The sequence below is a fragment of the Pseudomonas citronellolis genome (genome assembly GCF_900112375.1).
GTDB lineage: Bacteria > Pseudomonadota > Gammaproteobacteria > Pseudomonadales > Pseudomonadaceae > Pseudomonas > Pseudomonas citronellolis.
The window spans coordinates 65,622-85,220 of record NZ_FOLS01000014.1 but is presented as its reverse complement, the minus strand read 5'-3'; the positions used below and the strand labels follow the sequence as shown (position 1 = coordinate 85,220).

Sequence of the window (19,599 nt, the reverse complement as noted above, 5' to 3'; positions counted from 1 at the left end):
GGACCCGCTGACCATGTCGACAGTGCAGGCCATCAGAACCGTTCTTTTCTACCTGCTGCTGTCCGCCAGCGCCTTCCTCTGGGGCACCCTCAGCCTGCTGATCGCGCCCTTCCTGCCGTTCCGCGCGCGCTACCGCTTCGTGGTCCAGCGCTGGTGCCGCTTCGCCGTCTGGCTGGCCTGGCACATGGTCGGCGTGCGCTACCGCCTGAGCGGCCTGGAGAACATCCCGCAGAAGCCCTGCGTGATCCTCTCCAAGCACCAGAGCACCTGGGAGACCTTCTTCCTCTCCGGCTACTTCGAGCCGCTGAGCCAGGTGCTCAAGCGCGAGCTGCTGTTCGTGCCCTTCTTCGGCTGGGCCCTGGCCCTGCTCAGGCCCATCGCCATCGACCGCAGCCAGCCCAAGCTGGCCCTCAAGCAGCTCGCCAAGCAGGGCCACGAGCGCCTGCAGCAGGGCGCCTGGGTGCTGATCTTCCCGGAAGGCACGCGCATCCCCACCGGCGAGTTGGGCAAGTTCTCCCGCGGCGGCGCGGCCCTGGCGGTGAACGCCGGCCTGCCGGTGCTGCCCATCGCCCACAACGCCGGCCACTGCTGGCCGAAGAACGGCTGGGCCAAGCACCCGGGCACCATCGAAGTGGTGTTCGGTCCGGCGATGCACGCCGAAGGCGAGGGCCCGCGCGCCATCGCCGAACTCAACCAGCGCGCCGAGGAATGGGTGGCGCGGACGCTGCGCGAGATGGGCGAGCTGCCGGCGCAGGCAACCCCCAAGGCCGACGTGGCCTGAGGCGGATAACCCAGCTGTAGCGAACAGGGCCCAAAGGGCCCTGTTTTCGTTTCTGGCGCACGATAAGGCGTTACGGCAACCATCCCCTGGATTTTGTCCGATACGCCCTCCACGCGCGTCCCAGGCGGCCTATAAGCTCAAGGGCAGGCCCCAGGGAAGAGCGCTCGCCATGCCTTCGATCGAACCGCGTCCAGCCACCTCCATCCTGCTTCTGCGCGAAGCGGAGGAGGGCACGGGGCTGGAAGTCTTCATGCTGCTGCGCAATCCCCAGGTGGCCTTCTGCGGCGGCGCCCTGGTGTTCCCCGGCGGCAAGGTGGAACAGGCTGACGGCCATGCCCGGCTCCGTCAGCATTGCCTAGGCGCAGATGCCCTGGACGATGACGAACTGCGTTTCCGGGTGGCGGGGCTGCGCGAGCTGTTCGAGGAGAGCGGCATCCTCCTGGCACGGCGCAAGGGCAATGAACAGTTGCTCGACGGTGCCGAACTGATCGAGCTGAAAAGCCGCTGGCAGGGTCACCTCCAGGGCGATGCAGGTCGCTTCCTCGACCTGCTGCAGGAAGAAGCGCTGCACCTGGCCATCGACCTGCTGGAGCCCTTCGCCCACTGGATCACCCCGGCCTTCCTCGACAAGCGCTTCGATACGCGTTTCTTCATTGCTCCTGCACCGGTGGGACAGGCTGCTCTCCACGACGGAGGCGAGGCGGTGGACTCGCTGTGGATCAATCCGCTGCGGGCGCTGGAGGAGGGGGAAGCAGGGCGTCACAGTCTGGTCTTTGTCACCGCTCAAAATCTTCGTCTGCTGCTGGGCATCGACAGTCTCGCCCAGGCACTGGACATGGCCCGCCAACGCCCAAGGCGTAGCGTGCAGCCTTGGTTGGAGGAAATTGGCGGCATCCGTCATCTGTGTATTCCCGAGGATGCGGGTTATCCCGAGGCGGTCTTTCCGCTGAGACCCGGCGCGGGTTTCTGAATCCGTTTTCCGCATAAACGCCCTCCTTGGTCGGAGAGCGGCTTCGGAGCAAGCCCAACAATTGCCCTAATGGCGTTTCCTATAGGGAAGAGGCGTGAACCCGATCCTCCGCCCCGACCTCGCCATATCCCGGAAAAAAGAAACGTAGGGCGGATAACGCCTACGGCGTTATCCGCCGAATCGCGAACAGAGTCCTACGAAGAGCACCTCGGCGCAACCGGCAAGACAGTTGCTCCTACGGTTCAGGGAAGCACGGGCGTAGGAGCGGACTCCGTCCGCGATTGGCCTCACCAGCCCCGCCGAACGCCCCGGTGGCACAAAGAGCCCTGGCGTGAGAGATAAGCTCGAAAGAAGGCCATTTCGATGCCATTCCAGCAACCAGCACATATAAAAAACCCCGGCTGACCTTTCGGAGAGCCGGGGTTTTCAAGAGCAGCAGAGCAGCTAACGTCTAGCAGGATATCCGTTCGACGCTGTCAGCCCCCCCTCACACGTCCAGGTTCGACACCGCCAGGGCGTTGCTTTCGATGAAGTCGCGGCGCGGCTCCACGGCATCGCCCATCAGGGTGTTGAAGATCTGGTCGGCGGCGATGGCGTCCTCGATGGTCACCTTCAGCATGCGGCGCACGTTCGGGTCCATGGTGGTTTCCCACAGCTGGTCCGGGTTCATCTCGCCGAGGCCTTTGTATCGCTGGATGCTGTGGCGCTTGGTGCCTTCGGCCATCAGCCATTCCAGGGCTTCCTTGAAGCTGGAGACCGGCCGCTTGCGCTCGCCCTTCTGCACGTAGGCGCCTTCTTCCATCAGGCTATTCAGCTTGGCGCCCAACTCGGTGACCGAGCGGTAGTCGTTGCTGGCGAAGAAGTCGCGGTTGAAGGTCACGTAGTTGGACAGGCCATGGGCGACCATCTCCACCTCGGGCAGCCACAGGTGGCGCTCGCGGTCTTCGCGCAGGCTGGCGGTGTAGGTCAGGCCGGACTTCTCGGAAGTCTTCAGACGCGCCTGGTACTGCTCCAGCCAGGCCTGCATGGCGGCCTGGTCGCCCAGCTGCTCGACGTCGATGCGCGGCAGGTAGACGAAGTGCTCGGTCAGGTCCTGCGGGTACAGGCGCGACAGGCGGGAGAGGGTGCGCATGACGGTGCGGTACTCGTTGACCAGCTTCTCCAGCGCTTCGCCGGACAGGCCCGGGGCGCTTTCGTTGACGTGCACGCTGGCGTCTTCGAGGGCCGACTGGGTCATGTATTCCTCCATGGCCACGTCGTCCTTGATGTACTGCTCCTGCTTGCCTTTCTTCACCTTGTACAGCGGCGGCTGGGCGATGTAGATGTAGCCGCGCTCGACCAGCTCGGGGAGCTGGCGGAAGAAGAAGGTCAGCAGCAGGGTACGGATGTGCGAACCGTCGACGTCAGCATCGGTCATGATGATGATGTTGTGGTAACGCAGCTTGTCGATGTTGTACTCCTCGCGCCCGATGCCGCAGCCCAGCGCGGTGATCAGGGTGCCGACCTCCTGGGAGGACAGCATCTTGTCGAAGCGAGCCTTCTCGACGTTGAGGATCTTGCCCTTGAGCGGCAGGATCGCCTGGGTCTTGCGGTTACGGCCCTGCTTGGCAGAACCGCCCGCGGAGTCACCTTCCACGATGTAGAGTTCGGAGAGGGCGGGATCCTTCTCCTGGCAGTCGGCGAGCTTGCCCGGCAGGCCGGCGATGTCCAGCGCGCCCTTGCGGCGGGTCATCTCGCGGGCCTTGCGCGCGGCCTCGCGGGCGCGGGCGGCATCGATCATCTTGCCGACCACGGCCTTGGCTTCGTTGGGGTTCTCCAGCAGGAAGTCGGCGAAGTACTTGCCCATTTCCTGCTCCACCGCGGTCTTCACCTCGGAGGACACCAGCTTGTCCTTGGTCTGCGAGCTGAACTTCGGATCCGGCACCTTCACCGAGATGATCGCGGTCAGGCCTTCACGGGCGTCGTCGCCGGTGGTGGCGATCTTGTACTTCTTCGCCAGGCCTTCCTGCTCGATGTAGTTGTTCAGGTGGCGGGTGAGGGCGGAGCGGAAGCCCGCCAGGTGGGTACCGCCGTCACGCTGCGGAATGTTGTTGGTGAAGCAGAGGATGTTCTCGTTGAAGCTGTCGTTCCACTGCAGGGCGACTTCCACGCCAACGCCGTCTTCCTCGCGCTGGGTGTTGAAGTGGAACACCTGGTTGACGATGTTCTTGTTGGTGTTCAGGTACTCGACGAAGGCGCGCAGGCCACCCTCGTACTTGAACAGCTCTTCCTTGCCGGTGCGTTCGTCACGCAGCAGGATGCCCACGCCGGAGTTGAGGAAGGACAGCTCGCGGATGCGTTTGGCCAGGATGTCCCAGCTGAAATGGATGCTGGTGAAGGTCTCGTCGGAGGCCTTGAAGTGCACCTCGGTGCCCGAGCCATCGGTCTCGCCCACTGGGCGCAGCGGGAACTGCGGCACGCCGTGGCGGTAGATCTGCTCCCAGACCTTGCCTTCGCGGCGGATGGTCAGGCGCAGTTCCTCGGAGAGCGCGTTCACCACGGACACACCCACGCCGTGCAGGCCACCGGAAACCTTGTAGGAGTTGTCGTCGAACTTACCGCCGGCGTGCAGCACGGTCATGATGACCTCGGCCGCGGAAACCCCTTCTTCCTTGTGGATATCGACCGGAATGCCACGGCCGTTGTCGCGGACGGTGATCGATTCGTCGGTGTGGATGGTGACGCTGATCTCGCTGCAGTAGCCAGCCAGGGCCTCGTCGATCGAGTTGTCCAGCACCTCGAACACCATGTGGTGCAGGCCGGTGCCATCGTCCGTGTCGCCGATGTACATACCCGGACGCTTGCGTACCGCGTCCAGCCCCTTCAGCACCTTGATGCTGTTAGAGTCGTACGTATTGTTCTCGCTCATTCTTCACTCCCGAGGGTGGTCTGAGAGACATGCCCATGTTCCACGTGGAACATGGCAACCGGCGTGTCCGTTCGCCAGCCGTCCTTCAAAGGTTCAGGGTCGACACAGGTGATGAATACCTGGCAACCCAAGTCTTCAAGCAACCGGCACAACGAACGCCGGTGCTTTTCGTCGAGTTCCGAGGGCAGGTCGTCCACCAGGTAGACGCATTGTCCTCGCTTGGCCTGATTGATCAGGTGCCCTTGGGCGATACGCAGGGCGCAGACCACCAGTTTCTGCTGCCCCCGCGACAGGATCTCCGCCGCGTTATGCCCGCCCAGGCGAATTCGTAGATCGGCCCGTTGCGGTCCAGCCTGGGTATGCCCCATCTGCTGGTCGCGCAACAAGCTGCCGTTCAATACCTCGCTCAGCTCGCGATCCTTGTCCCAGCCGCGGTAATAGCTGAGGGTGAGCTGGTCCAACTGGATCAACTCTCCCAGCGTCTGTTCGAAGACCGGTTTGAGGGCCTGGATATAGGACCGCCGATAGCCATCGATTTCGTCGCTGGCAGTACACAATTCGCGATCCCAGGCAGCCTGCGAAGCACCGTCCAGTCTACCATGTCGGAGCCACGAGTTCCGCTGGCGCAGCGCCTTCTGCAGCCGCTGCCAGGCGACCATGAAGCGTTGTTCCACGTGGAACACACCCCAGTCGAGGAACTGCCGGCGAATCTTCGGCGCGCCTTCCAGCAAGCGGAAGCTGTCCGGGTTGATCAGCTGCAACGGCAAGGTTTCCGCCAACTGCGCAGTGCTGCGCGCATTCTGGCCATCGATGCGAATCTGGAACTCACCCTGGCGTTCCCGGGAAATACCCAGGTTGCTGGTCATGCCATTGGCAAGCTGAACCTGGCCGAAGACGGTGCAGGCGGCCTGTTCATACTGGATGACCGGTTGCAGGCGCTGGCTACGGAAGGAGCGGGCAAGGCCGAGCAGGTGGACGGCTTCGAGCACGCTGGTCTTGCCGCTGCCGTTTTCGCCGTAGAGGATGTTGATGCGAGGGGAGGGGGAGAAGGTCACCGGGTGCAGGTTGCGCACCGCGGTGACCGAGACGCGGGTCAGTGACATTCAGTGAAGGTCAGAGACGCATCGGCATGACGACGTAGGCGGAGTCGTCGTTGTCGGCTTCCTGCAGCAGGGCGCTGCTGTTGGCGTCGGAGAGGATCATGCGAACCTGCTCGGTGCCCATCACGCCCAGTACGTCCAGCAGGTAGCTGACGTTGAAGCCGATTTCCAGGCTGCCGCCGTTGTAGTCGACCTGCACTTCTTCTTCCGCTTCCTCCTGCTCCGGGTTGTTCGCCTGGATCTTCAGCAGGCCGGAGGTCAGTTGCAGGCGAATACCGCGGTACTTCTCGTTGGAGAGAATCGCGGTACGGCTGAAGGCCTCGCGCAGCAGTTGGCGATCACCGATCACCAGCTTGTCGCCGCCCTTTGGCAGCACGCGCTCGTAGTCAGGGAACTTGCCGTCCACCAGCTTGGAAGTGAAGGTGAATTCGCCGGTGGTGGCGCGGATGTGGTGCTGACCGAGGACGATGTCCACCTGGCCGTCCTGCTCGGTGAGCAGGCGCGCCAGCTCCAGGATGCCCTTGCGCGGCACGATGACCTGGTGGCGGTCCTGGGCTTCCGGCACGCCGCCGGTGAACGAGCACATGGCCAGGCGGTGGCCGTCGGTGGCCACGGCGCGCAGGGTGCCGCTGGAGACTTCCAGCAGCATGCCGTTGAGGTAGTAGCGCACGTCCTGCTGGGCCATGGCGAAGCTGGTGCGATCGATCAGGCGGCGCAGCTTGCTCTGCACCAGGCTGAAGGTCAGTGAGCCCGGGCCTTCCTCGACGGTGGGGAAGTCGTTGGCCGGCAGCGTCGACAGGGTGAAGCGGCTACGGCCGGCCTTCACCAGCAGCTTCTGCTCGTCGACGCGGATGTCGATCACCACGTCGCTGGGCAGGCTCTTGCAGATGTCCATGAGCTTGCGCGCCGGGACGGTGATCTCGCCCGGTTCGGCCGGCTCCTCCAGGGTGACGCGGCCAACCAGTTCGACCTCGAGGTCGGTACCGGTCAGCGACAGCTGCTGGCCCTGGACCACCAGCAGTACGTTGGAAAGAACCGGCAGCGTCTGGCGGCGTTCGACCACACCAGCGACCAGTTGCAGGGGTTTCAACAGAGCTTCGCGTTGAATGGTGAAATGCATGGTCTAATCCCTTGCCTCGTGGGGCTGCAGCTTGGCCTCAGGTGGTCAGCGTACGCAGCAGGTTCTTGTAGTCCTCGCGGATGTCCGCGTCGGATTCCTTCAGTTGAGCGATCTTACGACAGGCGTGCAGCACCGTGGTGTGGTCCCGACCACCGAAAGCCACGCCGATTTCCGGCAGGCTGTGGTTGGTCAGTTCCTTGGACAGGGCCATGGCCACCTGGCGCGGACGCGCCACCGAGCGCGAACGGCGCTTGGACAGCAGGTCGGCGATCTTGATCTTGTAGTACTCGGCGACGGTGCGCTGGATGTTGTCGATGCTGACCAGCTTGTCCTGCAGGGCCAGCAGGTCCTTCAGCGACTCGCGGATCAGCTCGATGGTGATCGGCCGGCCCATGAAGTGGGAGTGGGCGATCACCCTTTTCAGGGCCCCCTCAAGCTCGCGCACGTTGGAGCGGATGCGCTGGGCGATGAAGAAGGCCGCGTCGTGCGGCAGCTCCACCTTCGCCTGCTCGGCCTTCTTCATCAGGATGGCCACGCGGGTTTCCAGTTCCGGCGGCTCCACCGCCACCGTCAGGCCCCAGCCGAAGCGCGACTTCAGGCGCTCTTCCAGGCCTTCGATCTCCTTCGGGTAGCGGTCGCTGGTGAGGATCACCTGCTGGCCGCCTTCGAGCAGGGCGTTGAAGGTGTGGAAGAACTCTTCCTGGGAACGCTCCTTGCGGGCGAAGAACTGGATGTCGTCGATCAGCAGGGCGTCCACCGAGCGGTAGAAGCGCTTGAACTCGTTGATGGCGTTCAGCTGCAGGGCCTTGACCATGTCCGCGACGAAGCGCTCCGAATGCAGGTACACGACCTTGGCGTTCGGGTTCTTCTTCAGCAGGTGGTTGCCCACGGCGTGCATCAGGTGCGTCTTGCCCAGGCCCACGCCCCCATAAAGGAAGAGCGGGTTGTAGCCGTGCTTGAGGTTGTCCGCCACCTGCCAGGCCGCGGCGCGGGCCAGCTGGTTGGACTTGCCCTCGACGAAGTTCTCGAAGGTGAAGGTGCGGTTCAGGTAGCTGGTGTGTTTGAGCGCGCCCTCCACCTGCACGTTGCGCTCGGTGCGCACCGCGGGTGCCGACGGCATGGCCGCGGCGGCGGCGAGCGGGTCGATGCCCGGGCTGGACTCGTCGATGTCGGGCATCGGCTCCTGCACGTTGAGCTGCATCTGTTGCACCCGGCTGGCCGCTTCGGCCTGGGCCGGCGCCTCGGCCTGGTAGGCCTGGGCCTTGGCTGCGCGCACCTGCGCCGGCGACGGCGGCGGGGTGATGGTCGGCGCGGGCATCGCGTGGCTCTGCGGCATCAGCGCAGGACGCGGAGCCCGGCTGCGGCGGCTGCCGATGAGCAGCGAGAGGGCGGGAATCTGCCCGTTGCCACGCTCACCCAGCAGTTCGAGCAGACGCCCCATGTATTTTTCGTTGACCCAGTCCAACACGAAGCGGTTCGGTGCGTAGACACGCAGCTCCTCGCCCTCGGCCTCGACCTGCAGCGGCCGGATCCAGGTGTTGAATTGCTGGGATGGCAGCTCGTCGCGGAGCAATTCCACGCACTGCTGCCAGAGTTCCACGGACACGGGTATCCCCCAGGAGATTGGAAAGGAATGGAACGAAAAGGAAAGCGCAATTGTAGCCGTGCGCTAGCGACTTATCCACATGAGAAATCAACAAGTGGGCAAGCAAAATCAAGGCCTTAATGATGGCACATGGCAACAGCCGGCGCACCCTGAAAGTTGTGGATAACCCCTGCACCGATGGGGGGATGAACCGGGCTGGAAAGCTGTTGAGAACTTCCGCTGTGGACAAACCGGTCTTTCTTCCCCAGATTATCCACTGCCGCCGCACAGGAGGGTCACCGCTTCTCGACACCTTCGTCAAATCCGCCGTGCCACGAAAACAGTGGCCGGAATTGACTTATCCACAGATCTGGCGCTCCCTAGTAACAATCGCTTTCACCATCTTTTAAGAAACCTTTTCCTTGCTTTCTATTTCTGCAGAAAGCCGCTGAGCAATTACCGGCTGGTTGGAAATTGACCTGCACCGGTGTTTTCACTAGAATCGCCGGTCTCTTTAAACGGGGTCCCTGCGACCTCAGGTCATCAATCCAGGTACCGAACAATGAAACGTACTTTCCAACCCAGCACTCTCAAGCGCGCTCGCGTCCATGGTTTCCGCGCTCGCATGGCCACCAAGAACGGCCGTCAGGTTCTGTCGCGTCGTCGCGCCAAGGGCCGCAAGCGTCTGACCGTCTGATTCGCCCGGCACAGGTGGTGAGTCGAGGATTCGACCGGGAAAAGCGTCTTCTGACAGCCCGGCACTTCACAGCGGTCTTCGACTCCCCCAGCGCCAAGGTTCCCGGTAAGCACGTCCTGCTGCTGGCGCGCGAAAACGCTCTGGATCACCCCCGCCTCGGCCTGGTGATCGGCAAGAAGAACGTCAAGCTCGCCGTCGAGCGCAACCGCCTCAAACGCCTGATCCGCGAATCGTTCCGGCACAACCAGGAAGCCCTGGCTGGCCTGGACATCGTGGTCATTGCGCGCAAGGGGTTGGGTGAATTGCAGAACCCCGAACTGCACCAGCAATTCGGCAAGCTCTTCAAACGCCTGCTGCGCAACCGACCCCGGCCGGAAAGCGCAACCGAACCTCCGGGGGTCGCCGACAGTTCCCATGCGTAGACTGGCGCTGCTTCTCATCCAGTTTTACCGCTACGCCATCAGCCCCTTGATGGCCAGTCACTGTCGCTTTCACCCCAGCTGCTCCTGCTACGCGTACGAAGCCATCGAACACCATGGCTTCCTGCGCGGCGGCTGGCTGGCCCTGCGTCGCCTGGGCCGCTGCCATCCCTGGCATCCCGGTGGCTATGATCCCGTGCCGCCCGCCACTTCCAAGCACCGCCCATCCTCGACGGCCGAGTAACCATGGACATCAAACGCTCGATCCTCATCGTCGCCCTGGCTATCGTGTCCTATGCGCTGGTTCTCCAGTGGAACAAGGACTACGGTCAGCCTGAACTGCCGGCCCAGACCGCGTCGTTCAATCAGCAGCCCCAGGGCCTGCCGGACACTTCCGTGCCGGCCAGCGGCACTGCCAGCGCCGACGTACCGACCGCCCAGAGCGGCGAAACCGGGCTGCCCAGCGCCCAGCAACCGGCAGCCGCCAACGGCCAGCTGATCCAGGTGAAGACCGACGTCCTCGACCTGGCCATCGACCCGCGCGGTGGCGACGTGGTGCAACTGGGCCTGACCCAGTACCCGATGCGCCAGGATCGCCCGGACCTGCCTTTCGCCCTGTTCGAGCATGGCCAGCGCACCTACCTGGCGCAGAGCGGCCTGACCGGCACCGACGGTCCGGACGCCGCCGTGGCCGGCCGCCCGCTGTACAGCAGCGCCAAGCCCCAGTACCAGCTGGCCGACGGCCAGGACCAACTGGTGGTCGACCTGAACTTCGCCCGCGACGGTGTCAGCTACATCAAGCGCTTCACCTTCCACCGCGGCCTGAAGACCGACTGCAGCGACAAGGAAAAGGCGCAGAAGAAGCTCGACTGCATCAACCCGAACGCCTACCAGATCGACGTCACCTACCTGATCGACAACCAGAGCGCCAAGCCCTGGAGCGCCTCGCTGTTCGCCCAGCTCAAGCGTGACGCCAGCGCCGATCCGTCGTCCACCACCGCCACCGGCGTGTCCACCTACCTGGGCGCCGCGGTCTGGACCCCGGAAAAGCCCTACGTGAAAGTGTCCATGAAGGACATGGACAAGGAGCCCTTCAAGCAGAGCCTGCAGGGCGGCTGGGTAGCCTGGCTGCAGCACTACTTCGTCACCGCCTGGGTGCCCGCCAAGGGCGATACCCACAACGTGATGACGCGCAAGGACGCCCAGGGCAACTACATCGTCGGCTTCACCGGCCCGACCCTGAGCGTGCCCGCCGGCGCCAAGGGCGAGACCAGCCTGACCCTGTATGCCGGTCCCAAGCTGCAGAAGTACCTGGGCGAGCTGTCCCCGGGCCTGGAGCTGACCGTCGACTACGGCCCGCTGTGGTTCATCGCCCAGCCGATCTTCTGGCTGCTGCAACATATCCACGGCCTGGTCGGCAACTGGGGCTGGTCGATCATCCTGCTGACCATCGTCATCAAGCTGGCCTTCTTCCCGCTGTCCGCCGCCAGCTACAAGTCGATGGCGCGCATGCGTGCCGTTTCGCCGAAGATGGCCGCGATCAAGGAACAGCACGGTGACGATCGCCAGAAGATGTCCCAGGCGATGATGGAGCTGTACAAGAAGGAGAAGATCAACCCGCTGGGCGGCTGCCTGCCGATCCTGGTGCAGATGCCGGTGTTCCTCTCCCTCTACTGGGTACTGCTGGAAAGCGTCGAGATGCGCCAGGCCCCGTGGCTGGGCTGGATCACCGACCTCTCGGTGAAGGATCCGTTCTTCATCCTGCCGATCATCATGGGCGCCACCATGCTGGTCCAGCAGATGCTCAACCCGACCCCGCCGGACCCCATGCAGGCCAAGGTGATGAAGCTGATGCCGATCGTCTTCACCTTCTTCTTCCTGTGGTTCCCGGCCGGCCTGGTGCTGTACTGGGTGGTCAACAACTGCCTGTCCATTGCCCAGCAGTGGTACATTACCCGGCAGATCGAACGCGCCACGAGCAAGGCCAAGGCCGCCTGATCCCCGCGCTGTCGAACCACCTTCAGAACGCCCCCTCGTGGGGCGTTCTGCTATCCGGAGGAAAGCCATGAACGCAGCCCGTGAAACCATCGCCGCCGTCGCCACCGCCCAGGGCCGGGGCGGCGTGGGTATCGTCCGCGTCTCCGGGCCGCGGGCGCTGCCCATCGCCATCAGCCTCAGCGGCCGCGAGCCGCAGCCGCGCTTCGCCCACTACGGACCCTTCTATGACGACGAAGGCGAGGTGATCGACGAAGGCCTGCTGCTGTTCTTCCGCGGGCCGAACTCCTTCACCGGCGAGGACGTGGTGGAACTGCACGGCCACGGCGGTCCGGTGGTGCTGGACATGCTCCTGCAGCGCTGCCTGGAACTGGGTTCGCGCCAGGCGCGCCCCGGCGAGTTCAGCGAGCGCGCCTTCCTCAACGACAAGCTCGACCTGGCCCAGGCCGAGGCCATCGCCGACCTCATCGAGGCCAGCTCGGCTCAGGCCGCGCGCAACGCCGTGCGCTCGCTGCAGGGCGAGTTCTCGCGGCGCGTGCACCAGCTCACCGAACAGCTGATCCAGCTGCGCATCTACGTCGAGGCGGCCATCGACTTTCCCGAGGAGGAAATCGACTTCCTCGCCGATGGCCACGTGCTGTCGCAGCTCGATAAGGTCCGCGCGGAACTAGCCGGCGTGCTGCGCGAGGCCGGTCAGGGCGCGCTGCTTCGCGACGGCATGACGGTGGTGATCGCCGGCCGCCCCAACGCCGGCAAGTCCAGCCTGCTCAACGCCCTGGCCGGGCGCGAGGCGGCCATCGTCACCGACATCGCCGGCACCACCCGCGACGTGCTGCGCGAACATATCCACATCGACGGCATGCCGCTGCACGTCGTGGACACCGCCGGCCTGCGCGACACCGAGGACCATGTGGAAAAGATCGGCGTGGAACGCGCCCTCAAGGCCATAGGCGAGGCAGACCGGGTGCTGCTGGTGATCGATTCCACCGCGCCGGAGGCCGCCGATCCCTTCGCCCTCTGGCCAGAATTCCTCGACGAACGCCCGGACCCGGCGCGGGTCACCCTGATCCGCAACAAGGCCGACTTATCCACAAGTCCGGTAGGCATCGAGGAAAGCGCCGACGGCCACGTCACCCTCACCCTTTCCGCGCGCTCCGGCGACGGCCTGGAGCTGCTGCGCGAACACCTGAAGGCCTGCATGGGCTTCGAACAGACCGCCGAAAGCAGCTTCAGCGCCCGCCGCCGCCACCTGGAAGCCCTGCGCCAGGCCGGCCAGCACCTCGACCACGGCCACGCCCAGCTGCTGCTGGCCGGCGCCGGCGAACTGCTCGCCGAAGACCTGCGCCATGCCCAGCAGGCCCTGGGCGAGATCACCGGGGCGTTCAGCTCCGATGATCTGCTGGGGCGGATCTTCTCCAGTTTCTGCATCGGGAAGTGAGGCTTGATGGCCCCGTAAAGTAGAGCGCCTCATCATCCCTCTTTAATCTGCAAATCTTTAAGGATCGTGTATGGCGCGGATGTGGATGGTACGCGGTGAAGGCGGAAGTCTGTATGAAGCCTTCAGAGAACACGGAATTGCAGCGATCGGCTGGCGACAAATCTCGGCGCAAGCTAAACCGGGAATTGCCCGCAAGCAACTGATCGCCTTGTACCAATCGGCCGAGCCGCAAATGAAGCAAGGTTCCGTGATCTCTGGCGCCTCGCAAATGTGGCGCTTCGTCAATGAGATTCAGGACGGGGACTGGGCCATTACCTATTCCCCAGCCAACCGCGCCTACATGGTGGGTCAAGTCAACGGGCCTTCCGAACACCATCCCGAATGGGTCGAGCAAGGCATGCCATTGGCACGCAAAGTGCGCTGGCAACCCCAGGAACTGGCTCGTGACAATCTCAGCGCCAGCTTGAGGCGCTGGGCTGGCAGGGCAGCACTTACCGCCATCGAACTGGTGCTGAAGCAGGCGGAATCACTGTCGAGCGCTTGGTCGAAGTGATGACTGCATAGGGGGCTTGGTATGAATGGCAAAAAACTGATCCGCAACAGCACGGCCGAGTTTCTGATCTTCACTGGCCAGGCCGGCGAACAGAGCATCGAGGCCCGCTATGAGGACGAAACCCTGTGGCTGTCTCAGAAGCTGATGGCCGAACTGTTCGGGGTGGATGTGCGCACCGTCAGCGAGCACCTGAAGAACATCTTTGCCAGTCATGAGCTCGCGCCTGAGGCAACTATCCGGAAATTCCGGATAGTTCAGCAGGAGGGCCAGCGGGAGGTGTCCCGGGCGGTGGATTTCTACAACCTCGACGCCATCATTTCCGTCGGCTACCGGGTCAACTCCATACGCGCAACGCAGTTCCGCCAGTGGGCGACTGGTGTTCTTCGCGAGTTCGCCATCAAGGGCTATGTGCTGGATCGTCAGCGCATGGAAAACGGCAGCTTCCTGGGCGAGGACTACTTCGAGCGGCTGCTGGCGGAAATCCGCGAGATCCGCCTCAGCGAGCGACGTTTCTACCAGAAGATCACCGACATCTACGCCACCAGCGTGGATTACAACAAGGACGCACCGACGACCAAGGCATTCTTCGCCAAAGTACAGAACAAACTGCATTACGCCATCCACGGTCATACCGCTGCAGAGTTGATCCGTAAGCGGGCCGATAGCAGCAAGTCACATATGGGGCTGACTTCCTGGGCGAACGCGCCCGAAGGAAAGATTCTGAAAACCGATGTGGCCGTGGCCAAGAACTACCTGACCAAGGACGAGTTGGATTCATTGGGCCGTATCGTCAACGCCTACCTGGAATTGGCCGAGGATCGTGCTCGCCGCAAGATCCCCATGAGTATGGAAGACTGGTCCAAGCGTCTGGACGCCTTCCTGGAGTTTGATGACCGGGAAGTGCTACAGGACAGCGGCAAGATTTCTGCGAAACTTGCCCAGACACATGCGGAAAGTGAATTTGAGAAGTACAGAATTGTGCAGGATCGACTGTTTGAAAGTGACTTCGACAAGGCAGTGAAAAATCTGGCAGCCAGTGATCCGAACGCTCAAGATGACGGATAAGCCTCAGGTTCCCAGATAGATCGACGTCACTTTCAACCTTTCATGCCCGAGTTCATGGCTGATCTGCTGTCGGGCGTGTTGGTCACTCGATCGCTGGCTGGTACTAAGCTGAACGTTACCAAGGCCACCCGCTGCCTTGGCTCGGTCCGCGCTAAAGCGATACGCCAATTCCAGCAGAATCTCGGCCAAGCCTTTGCCGCAACAACCCATAGCCTTGACTCGAGCCCTGCGTCTCGCCCCTATCGGGTTTGCGCCTGAAAACAAACTCTCCAGTGACTTCGCTAACGGGCCGAAGCGATCGCCTCCGCGCGTTCACAGAGTTCGGCCACGCGACGCCTGGCGGTCCCAGCGCATGGCTCCGCAGCCGCGTCCAGCAGGTCCGGGTCGATCTCGAGGAACTCCACCAGGGCTTGCTGCGCTGTGGATAACTCCGTCAGGCCTGGCGGGACCTCGGGTTCCTCATCCTCAGCTTCCAGGAAAGGCGCATCCGCCAGCCAACCCAGGTAGAGCGGGCGCAGGTCGCCGCCCTGCAATTCCTCCCGCAATGGCAGCAGGCGCGGCATCCACTGCGTGCCATTGTCCACGGCGAAACGATCGAAGTTCTCGGTCTCGTCGAGCATCCAGTTGAAGCACCAATGCGAATCGCTGGCGACGATGGAAAAACGGAAGGAGGCGATGGCGAAGGGCAATACCCGTTCCGCCGGGAGGGCGGACCTGGGCAGCCGCAACGACAGCCGGCAGCTGGCAAAACTGGCGAAATAGACAAAGGCGTCGAAATAGCGCCGCATCCACTCATCCGGGTCGCCGTTGAGATCACCCCAGTTGTAATGGTTGGTGAAAGCGGTCGGAGTAATGACGGCGCGACCGGACCTGGCTCGCAGTTCGGCCATCTCTTGCGGGGTGAGCGGCCGATCGATGGCTGCGAATTCGTAGTACTGGTATTCACTCATGACTGGCTGTCTTGGTTCGGGTGAAGAGTGGCGATGGTACACGCTCGCTTCTGTCCAGGAACTCATTCCCAGGGGTTCGCGAGCAAGCTCGCTCCTACGAAGAGCAGTGCGCGTTCCCCACGTCTTGGTTTGAACACAGGAAGAAATGGCCTGTGGATAGCCCCTTTCCTTGCCCATATCCCTGGCAGCTTGTGGATTGATCTATCGGCGTAAACAACGAAACCACCGTGGAATCTGGCCTGGATCAACCTATTCACATGTCGCCCCGAATCCTGTGGAAAACTACCGTATAGCTACGTAGACAACCCGGTGGTCAAAACGGGGGATAACCGGCCTGTGCATAACCCTGCTTTCCATACACAGGCGTTCAACCGGAAATACCCCGCTTCCGGACACCTTCGGCACAGGTTTATCCTTCGCTTTAAATATCGCTGCAGAAGGGCTCAAGGTACTTATCCACAAAAATTGTCCACACCAAACATAATCACTAGCTCTAAAAAGATTTAAAAATTCCCTCTCTCTTTATTTTGTGAATGAAGCACTCCCTCGTGTGACGCACGAAATGCCGATTGGCTACTTTTCATACAGGTCCCTTCAATCGGCAGGGCTAAGCCCCTATACTGTGCGGCTCTCTTTTTCTTTCCCTGATCGACAGGCACGAGGTGCGTGGTGGATTTCCCTTCCCGTTTTGACGTGATAGTGATCGGCGGTGGCCATGCCGGCACGGAGGCCGCGCTGGCGGCCGCACGCATGGGCGTGAAGACCCTGCTGCTCACCCACAATGTGGAAACCCTGGGCCAGATGAGCTGCAACCCGGCCATCGGCGGCATCGGCAAGAGCCACCTGGTCAAGGAAATCGATGCCCTGGGCGGCGCCATGGCGCATGCCACCGACAAGGGCGGCATCCAGTTCCGCGTGCTCAACAGCCGCAAGGGCCCAGCCGTGCGCGCTACCCGCGCCCAGGCCGACCGCGTGCTGTACAAGGCCGCGGTGCGCGAGATCCTGGAGAACCAGTCGAACCTGTGGATATTCCAGCAGGCCTGCGACGACCTGATCGTCGAGCAGGACCAGGTGCGCGGCGTGGTGACTCAGATGGGTCTGAAATTCCACGCGGACCAGGTGGTACTGACCGCCGGCACCTTCCTCGGCGGACTTATCCACATCGGCCTGCAGAACTACTCCGGCGGCCGCGCCGGTGATCCGCCGGCCATCGCCCTGGCCAGGCGCCTGCGCGAACTGCCGCTGCGCGTCGGCCGCCTGAAGACCGGCACGCCGCCGCGCATCGATGGCCGCAGCGTGGACTTCTCGGTGATGACCGAGCAGCCCGGCGACACCCCGATCCCGGTGATGTCCTTCCTCGGCAGCAAAGAAGAGCACCCGCGCCAGGTCAGCTGCTGGATCACCCACACCAACGCGCGCACCCACGAGATCATCGCCGCCAACCTTGACCGCTCGCCGATGTACTCCGGCGTCATCGAGGGCATCGGCCCGCGCTACTGCCCGTCGATCGAAGACAAGATCCATCGCTTCGCCGACAAGGACAGCCACCAGGTATTCCTCGAACCGGAAGGCCTGACCACCCACGAGCTGTACCCCAACGGCATCTCCACCTCGCTGCCGTTCGACGTGCAGCTGCAGATCGTGCGTTCGATCCGCGGCATGGAGAACGCCCACATCGTGCGCCCGGGCTACGCCATCGAGTACGACTACTTCGACCCGCGCGACCTGAAGTACAGCCTGGAGACGAAAGTCATCGGCGGCCTGTTCTTCGCCGGCCAGATCAACGGCACCACCGGCTACGAAGAGGCCGGCGCCCAGGGCCTTCTCGCCGGCGCCAACGCCGCGCTGCGCGCCCAGGGCCGCGAGGCCTGGTGCCCGCGTCGCGACGAGGCGTACATCGGCGTGCTGGTCGACGACCTGATCACCCTGGGCACCCAGGAGCCGTACCGCATGTTCACTTCGCGCGCCGAGTACCGGCTGATCCTGCGCGAGGACAACGCCGACCTGCGCCTGACCGAGAAGGGCCGCGAGCTGGGCCTGGTCGACGACCGCCGCTGGGCGGCCTTCGAGGCCAAGCGCGAAGGCATCGAGCGTGAGGAACAGCGCCTGAAAAGCACCTGGGTGCGGCCGAACACCCCGCAGGGCGACGCCATCGCCGAGCGCTTCGGCACCCCGCTGGCCCACGAGTACAACCTGCTCAACCTGCTGGCCCGCCCGGAAATCGACTACGCCAGCCTGGCCGAGGTGACCGGCGCCGGCGCCGAGGACCCGCAGGTCGCCGAACAGGTGGAGATCCGCACCAAGTACGCCGGCTACATCGACCGCCAGCAGGAAGAGATCGCCCGCCTGCGCGCCAGCGAAGATACCCGCCTGCCTGTGGATATCGACTACACGGGCATCTCCGGGCTGTCCAAGGAAATCCAGAACAAGCTCGGCCAGGCCCGCCCCGAGACACTCGGCCAGGCCGGCCGCATCCCCGGTGTCACCCCGGCGGCCATCTCGCTGCTGCTGATCCACCTGAAGAAACGCGCCAGCGGCCGCCAACTGGAGCAGAGCGCCTGATGTCCCAGGTCACCCAAGCCCACGCCGACGAGCTCGTGCGTGGCGCCGCGGCGCTCGGCGTCGAACTCGACGAAGCCGGCCGCCAGGGCCTGCTCGCCTACCTCGCCCTGCTGGCGAAGTGGAACAAGGCCTACAACCTCACCGCGGTGCGCGACATTGACGAGATGGTTTCGCGCCACCTGCTCGACAGCCTCAGCGTCGTCCCGCACTTCCTCGCCGCCGGCGGCGACAACTGGCTGGACGTCGGCAGCGGCGGCGGCATGCCCGGCATCCCGCTGGCGATCCTGTTCCCGGACAAGCGCCTGACGCTGCTCGACAGCAACGGCAAGAAGACCCGCTTCCTCACCCAGGTGAAGCTGGAACTGAAGCTGCACAACCTGGAAGTTATCCACAGCCGGGTCGAGGCCTACCAGCCGGACCGGGCATTCAACGGCATCGTCTCCCGGGCCTTCAGCAGCCTGGAAGACTTCTGCAACTGGACCCGCCACCTCGGCGACGGCGAGACCCGCTGGCTGGCGATGAAAGGCGTGCACCCGGAGCAGGAGCTGACGGCACTCCCGGAAGATTTCCGGGTCGAAGCCGAGCACGCCCTCAGCGTGCCGGGTTGCCAAGGCCAGCGGCATCTGCTGATACTGCGCCGGAGCATGACGGGGACGGGGGAAAACCATGGCTAAGGTATTCGCGATCGCCAACCAGAAGGGCGGTGTCGGCAAGACCACCACCTGCATCAACCTCGCCGCCTCGCTGGTCGCCACCAAGCGCCGCGTGCTGCTGATCGACCTCGATCCACAGGGCAACGCCACCACCGGCAGCGGTGTGGATAAGTTGTCCCTGGAATATTCCATCTACGACGTGCTCACCGGCGAGGCCGACCTGGCCCAGGCCATGCAGTTCTCCGAGCACGGCGGCTACCAGATCCTCCCGGCCAACCGCGACCTCACCGCCGCGGAAGTGGTGCTGCTGGAGATGGACATGAAGGAGCACCGCCTGCGCCAGGCCCTGGCCCCGGTGCGCGAGAACTACGACTACATCCTCATCGACTGCCCGCCGTCGCTGTCGATGCTCACGGTCAACGCCCTCTCCGCCGCCGACGGCGTGATCATTCCCATGCAGTGCGAGTACTACGCGCTGGAAGGCCTGACCGACCTGATGAACAGCATCCAGCGCATCGCCGAGCGTCTGAATCCGACGCTGAGCATCGAGGGCCTGCTGCGGACCATGTACGATCCGCGCATCAGCCTGACCAACGACGTCAGCGCGCAGCTGCAGGAACACTTCGGCGACAAGCTCTACACCACCGTGATCCCGCGCAACGTGCGACTGGCCGAGGCGCCCAGCTTCGGCATGCCGGCGCTGGTCTACGACAAGCAATCGCGCGGGGCCATGGCCTACCTGGCGCTGGCCGGCGAACTCTCGCGCCGACAGCGCGCCGCCCGCAAAGCCGCCACCGCATGAC

Annotated in this window: 17 protein-coding genes and 1 pseudogene; 12 read left to right on the top strand and 6 right to left on the bottom strand. The window is 63.6% G+C overall.

What is annotated here, in order from left to right; all coding sequences use genetic code 11:
- Nucleotides 1-13 precede the first annotated feature (13 nt).
- Entirely contained in the window at nucleotides 14-781 is a 768-nt protein-coding gene (locus tag BM060_RS14995) for a lysophospholipid acyltransferase family protein (protein WP_074980767.1), read from the top strand.
- Nucleotides 782-950: 169 nt separating this feature from the next.
- Nucleotides 951-1,751, top strand: a complete 801-nt coding sequence (locus tag BM060_RS14990) for an NUDIX hydrolase (protein WP_074980766.1) — start codon at nucleotides 951-953, stop codon at nucleotides 1,749-1,751.
- Between the two features lie 487 nt (nucleotides 1,752-2,238).
- On the opposite strand, the gene gyrB is transcribed toward BM060_RS14990, so the two are convergent.
- Genes gyrB through dnaA form a run of 4 tightly spaced genes read right to left on the bottom strand, consistent with a single transcriptional unit; the run spans nucleotide 2,239 to nucleotide 8,485 of the window.
- The gene (gene gyrB, locus BM060_RS14985; protein WP_074980765.1) at nucleotides 2,239-4,659 is read right to left on the bottom strand and encodes a DNA topoisomerase (ATP-hydrolyzing) subunit B; all 2,421 of its coding nucleotides are present in this window, start codon (nucleotides 4,657-4,659) and stop codon (nucleotides 2,239-2,241) included.
- Nucleotides 4,656-5,762 (bottom strand): DNA replication/repair protein RecF, encoded by a 1,107-nt coding sequence (recF, locus tag BM060_RS14980; protein WP_043313936.1) that lies wholly within the window; start codon nucleotides 5,760-5,762, stop codon nucleotides 4,656-4,658. The genes gyrB and recF overlap by 4 nt, the downstream gene beginning before the upstream one ends.
- Before the next feature lie 10 nt (nucleotides 5,763-5,772).
- Nucleotides 5,773-6,879, bottom strand: coding sequence for a DNA polymerase III subunit beta (dnaN, locus tag BM060_RS14975; protein WP_074980764.1), 1,107 nt, complete (start codon nucleotides 6,877-6,879; stop codon nucleotides 5,773-5,775).
- 37 nt (nucleotides 6,880-6,916) lie between these two features.
- Nucleotides 6,917-8,485 (bottom strand): chromosomal replication initiator protein DnaA, encoded by a 1,569-nt coding sequence (dnaA, locus tag BM060_RS14970; RefSeq protein WP_074980763.1) that lies wholly within the window; start codon nucleotides 8,483-8,485, stop codon nucleotides 6,917-6,919.
- Nucleotides 8,486-9,026: 541 nt separating this feature from the next.
- Between dnaA and rpmH the strand changes: the two genes are divergently transcribed.
- The 7 genes from rpmH (at nucleotide 9,027) to BM060_RS14935 (ending at nucleotide 14,631) form a co-directional block, all read left to right on the top strand.
- Nucleotides 9,027-9,161, top strand: a complete 135-nt coding sequence (gene rpmH, locus BM060_RS14965; protein WP_003100258.1) for a 50S ribosomal protein L34 — start codon at nucleotides 9,027-9,029, stop codon at nucleotides 9,159-9,161.
- Between the two features lie 14 nt (nucleotides 9,162-9,175).
- Nucleotides 9,176-9,583 (top strand): ribonuclease P protein component, encoded by a 408-nt coding sequence (rnpA, locus tag BM060_RS14960; protein ID WP_074980762.1) that lies wholly within the window; start codon nucleotides 9,176-9,178, stop codon nucleotides 9,581-9,583.
- A complete protein-coding gene (gene yidD / locus BM060_RS14955) occupies nucleotides 9,576-9,824 on the top strand; it encodes a membrane protein insertion efficiency factor YidD (RefSeq protein ID WP_043270141.1) in 249 nt (82 codons plus the stop codon). Before rnpA ends, yidD begins: the two co-directional genes overlap by 8 nt.
- A 2-nt stretch (nucleotides 9,825-9,826) precedes the next feature.
- Nucleotides 9,827-11,578 (top strand): membrane protein insertase YidC, encoded by a 1,752-nt coding sequence (gene yidC, locus BM060_RS14950; protein ID WP_074980761.1) that lies wholly within the window; start codon nucleotides 9,827-9,829, stop codon nucleotides 11,576-11,578.
- 67 nt (nucleotides 11,579-11,645) lie between these two features.
- Nucleotides 11,646-13,013 (top strand): tRNA uridine-5-carboxymethylaminomethyl(34) synthesis GTPase MnmE, encoded by a 1,368-nt coding sequence (gene mnmE, locus BM060_RS14945; protein WP_074980760.1) that lies wholly within the window; start codon nucleotides 11,646-11,648, stop codon nucleotides 13,011-13,013.
- Nucleotides 13,014-13,083: 70 nt separating this feature from the next.
- The gene (locus BM060_RS14940) at nucleotides 13,084-13,566 is read left to right on the top strand and encodes a restriction endonuclease (protein WP_245322940.1); all 483 of its coding nucleotides are present in this window, start codon (nucleotides 13,084-13,086) and stop codon (nucleotides 13,564-13,566) included.
- Between the two features lie 21 nt (nucleotides 13,567-13,587).
- Nucleotides 13,588-14,631: a virulence RhuM family protein gene (locus BM060_RS14935; RefSeq protein WP_074980759.1), complete on the top strand. Its 1,044-nt coding sequence runs from the start codon at nucleotides 13,588-13,590 to the stop codon at nucleotides 14,629-14,631.
- A 3-nt stretch (nucleotides 14,632-14,634) separates the two neighbouring features.
- Here BM060_RS14935 and BM060_RS33590 read toward each other — a convergent pair.
- A pseudogene (locus tag BM060_RS33590) lies at nucleotides 14,635-14,775 on the bottom strand (integrase); the annotation flags it as partial.
- Nucleotides 14,776-14,912: 137 nt separating this feature from the next.
- Entirely contained in the window at nucleotides 14,913-15,581 is a 669-nt protein-coding gene (locus BM060_RS14925) for a hypothetical protein (protein ID WP_074980758.1), read from the bottom strand.
- A gap of 669 nt (nucleotides 15,582-16,250) precedes the next feature.
- Here BM060_RS14925 and mnmG point away from each other — a divergent pair.
- From mnmG to BM060_RS14910, 3 genes are read left to right on the top strand one after another with little or no spacing between them, the layout of a single operon-like run.
- Nucleotides 16,251-18,143 (top strand): tRNA uridine-5-carboxymethylaminomethyl(34) synthesis enzyme MnmG, encoded by a 1,893-nt coding sequence (mnmG, locus tag BM060_RS14920; protein WP_074980757.1) that lies wholly within the window; start codon nucleotides 16,251-16,253, stop codon nucleotides 18,141-18,143.
- Nucleotides 18,143-18,817 carry a 16S rRNA (guanine(527)-N(7))-methyltransferase RsmG gene (rsmG, locus tag BM060_RS14915; RefSeq protein ID WP_074980756.1) on the top strand — a complete coding sequence of 225 codons (675 nt, stop codon included), beginning with the start codon at nucleotides 18,143-18,145 and terminating at the stop codon, nucleotides 18,815-18,817. Before mnmG ends, rsmG begins: the two co-directional genes overlap by 1 nt.
- Complete coding sequence (locus tag BM060_RS14910; protein WP_074980755.1) at nucleotides 18,810-19,598, top strand: ParA family protein; 789 nt, start codon at nucleotides 18,810-18,812, stop codon at nucleotides 19,596-19,598. Before rsmG ends, BM060_RS14910 begins: the two co-directional genes overlap by 8 nt.
- Nucleotide 19,599 lies beyond the last annotated feature (1 nt).

Excerpts from the sequence above, each read along its gene's own strand:
- rsmG (WP_074980756.1), top strand. The coding sequence starts at position 18,143 with ATGTCCCAGGTCACCCAAGCCCACGCCGACGAGCTCGTGCGTGGCGCC.
- rpmH (WP_003100258.1), top strand. The coding sequence starts at position 9,027 with ATGAAACGTACTTTCCAACCCAGCACTCTCAAGCGCGCTCGCGTCCAT.
- recF (WP_043313936.1), bottom strand. The coding sequence starts at position 5,762 with ATGTCACTGACCCGCGTCTCGGTCACCGCGGTGCGCAACCTGCACCCG.
- BM060_RS14990 (WP_074980766.1), top strand. The coding sequence starts at position 951 with ATGCCTTCGATCGAACCGCGTCCAGCCACCTCCATCCTGCTTCTGCGC.
- yidC (WP_074980761.1), top strand. The coding sequence starts at position 9,827 with ATGGACATCAAACGCTCGATCCTCATCGTCGCCCTGGCTATCGTGTCC.
- BM060_RS14910 (WP_074980755.1), top strand. The coding sequence starts at position 18,810 with ATGGCTAAGGTATTCGCGATCGCCAACCAGAAGGGCGGTGTCGGCAAG.
- BM060_RS14935 (WP_074980759.1), top strand. The coding sequence starts at position 13,588 with ATGAATGGCAAAAAACTGATCCGCAACAGCACGGCCGAGTTTCTGATC.
- mnmE (WP_074980760.1), top strand. The coding sequence starts at position 11,646 with ATGAACGCAGCCCGTGAAACCATCGCCGCCGTCGCCACCGCCCAGGGC.
- BM060_RS14940 (WP_245322940.1), top strand. The coding sequence starts at position 13,084 with ATGGCGCGGATGTGGATGGTACGCGGTGAAGGCGGAAGTCTGTATGAA.
- yidD (WP_043270141.1), top strand. The coding sequence starts at position 9,576 with ATGCGTAGACTGGCGCTGCTTCTCATCCAGTTTTACCGCTACGCCATC.
- dnaN (WP_074980764.1), bottom strand. The coding sequence starts at position 6,879 with ATGCATTTCACCATTCAACGCGAAGCTCTGTTGAAACCCCTGCAACTG.
- gyrB (WP_074980765.1), bottom strand. The coding sequence starts at position 4,659 with ATGAGCGAGAACAATACGTACGACTCTAACAGCATCAAGGTGCTGAAG.
- BM060_RS14925 (WP_074980758.1), bottom strand. The coding sequence starts at position 15,581 with ATGAGTGAATACCAGTACTACGAATTCGCAGCCATCGATCGGCCGCTC.
- BM060_RS14995 (WP_074980767.1), top strand. The coding sequence starts at position 14 with ATGTCGACAGTGCAGGCCATCAGAACCGTTCTTTTCTACCTGCTGCTG.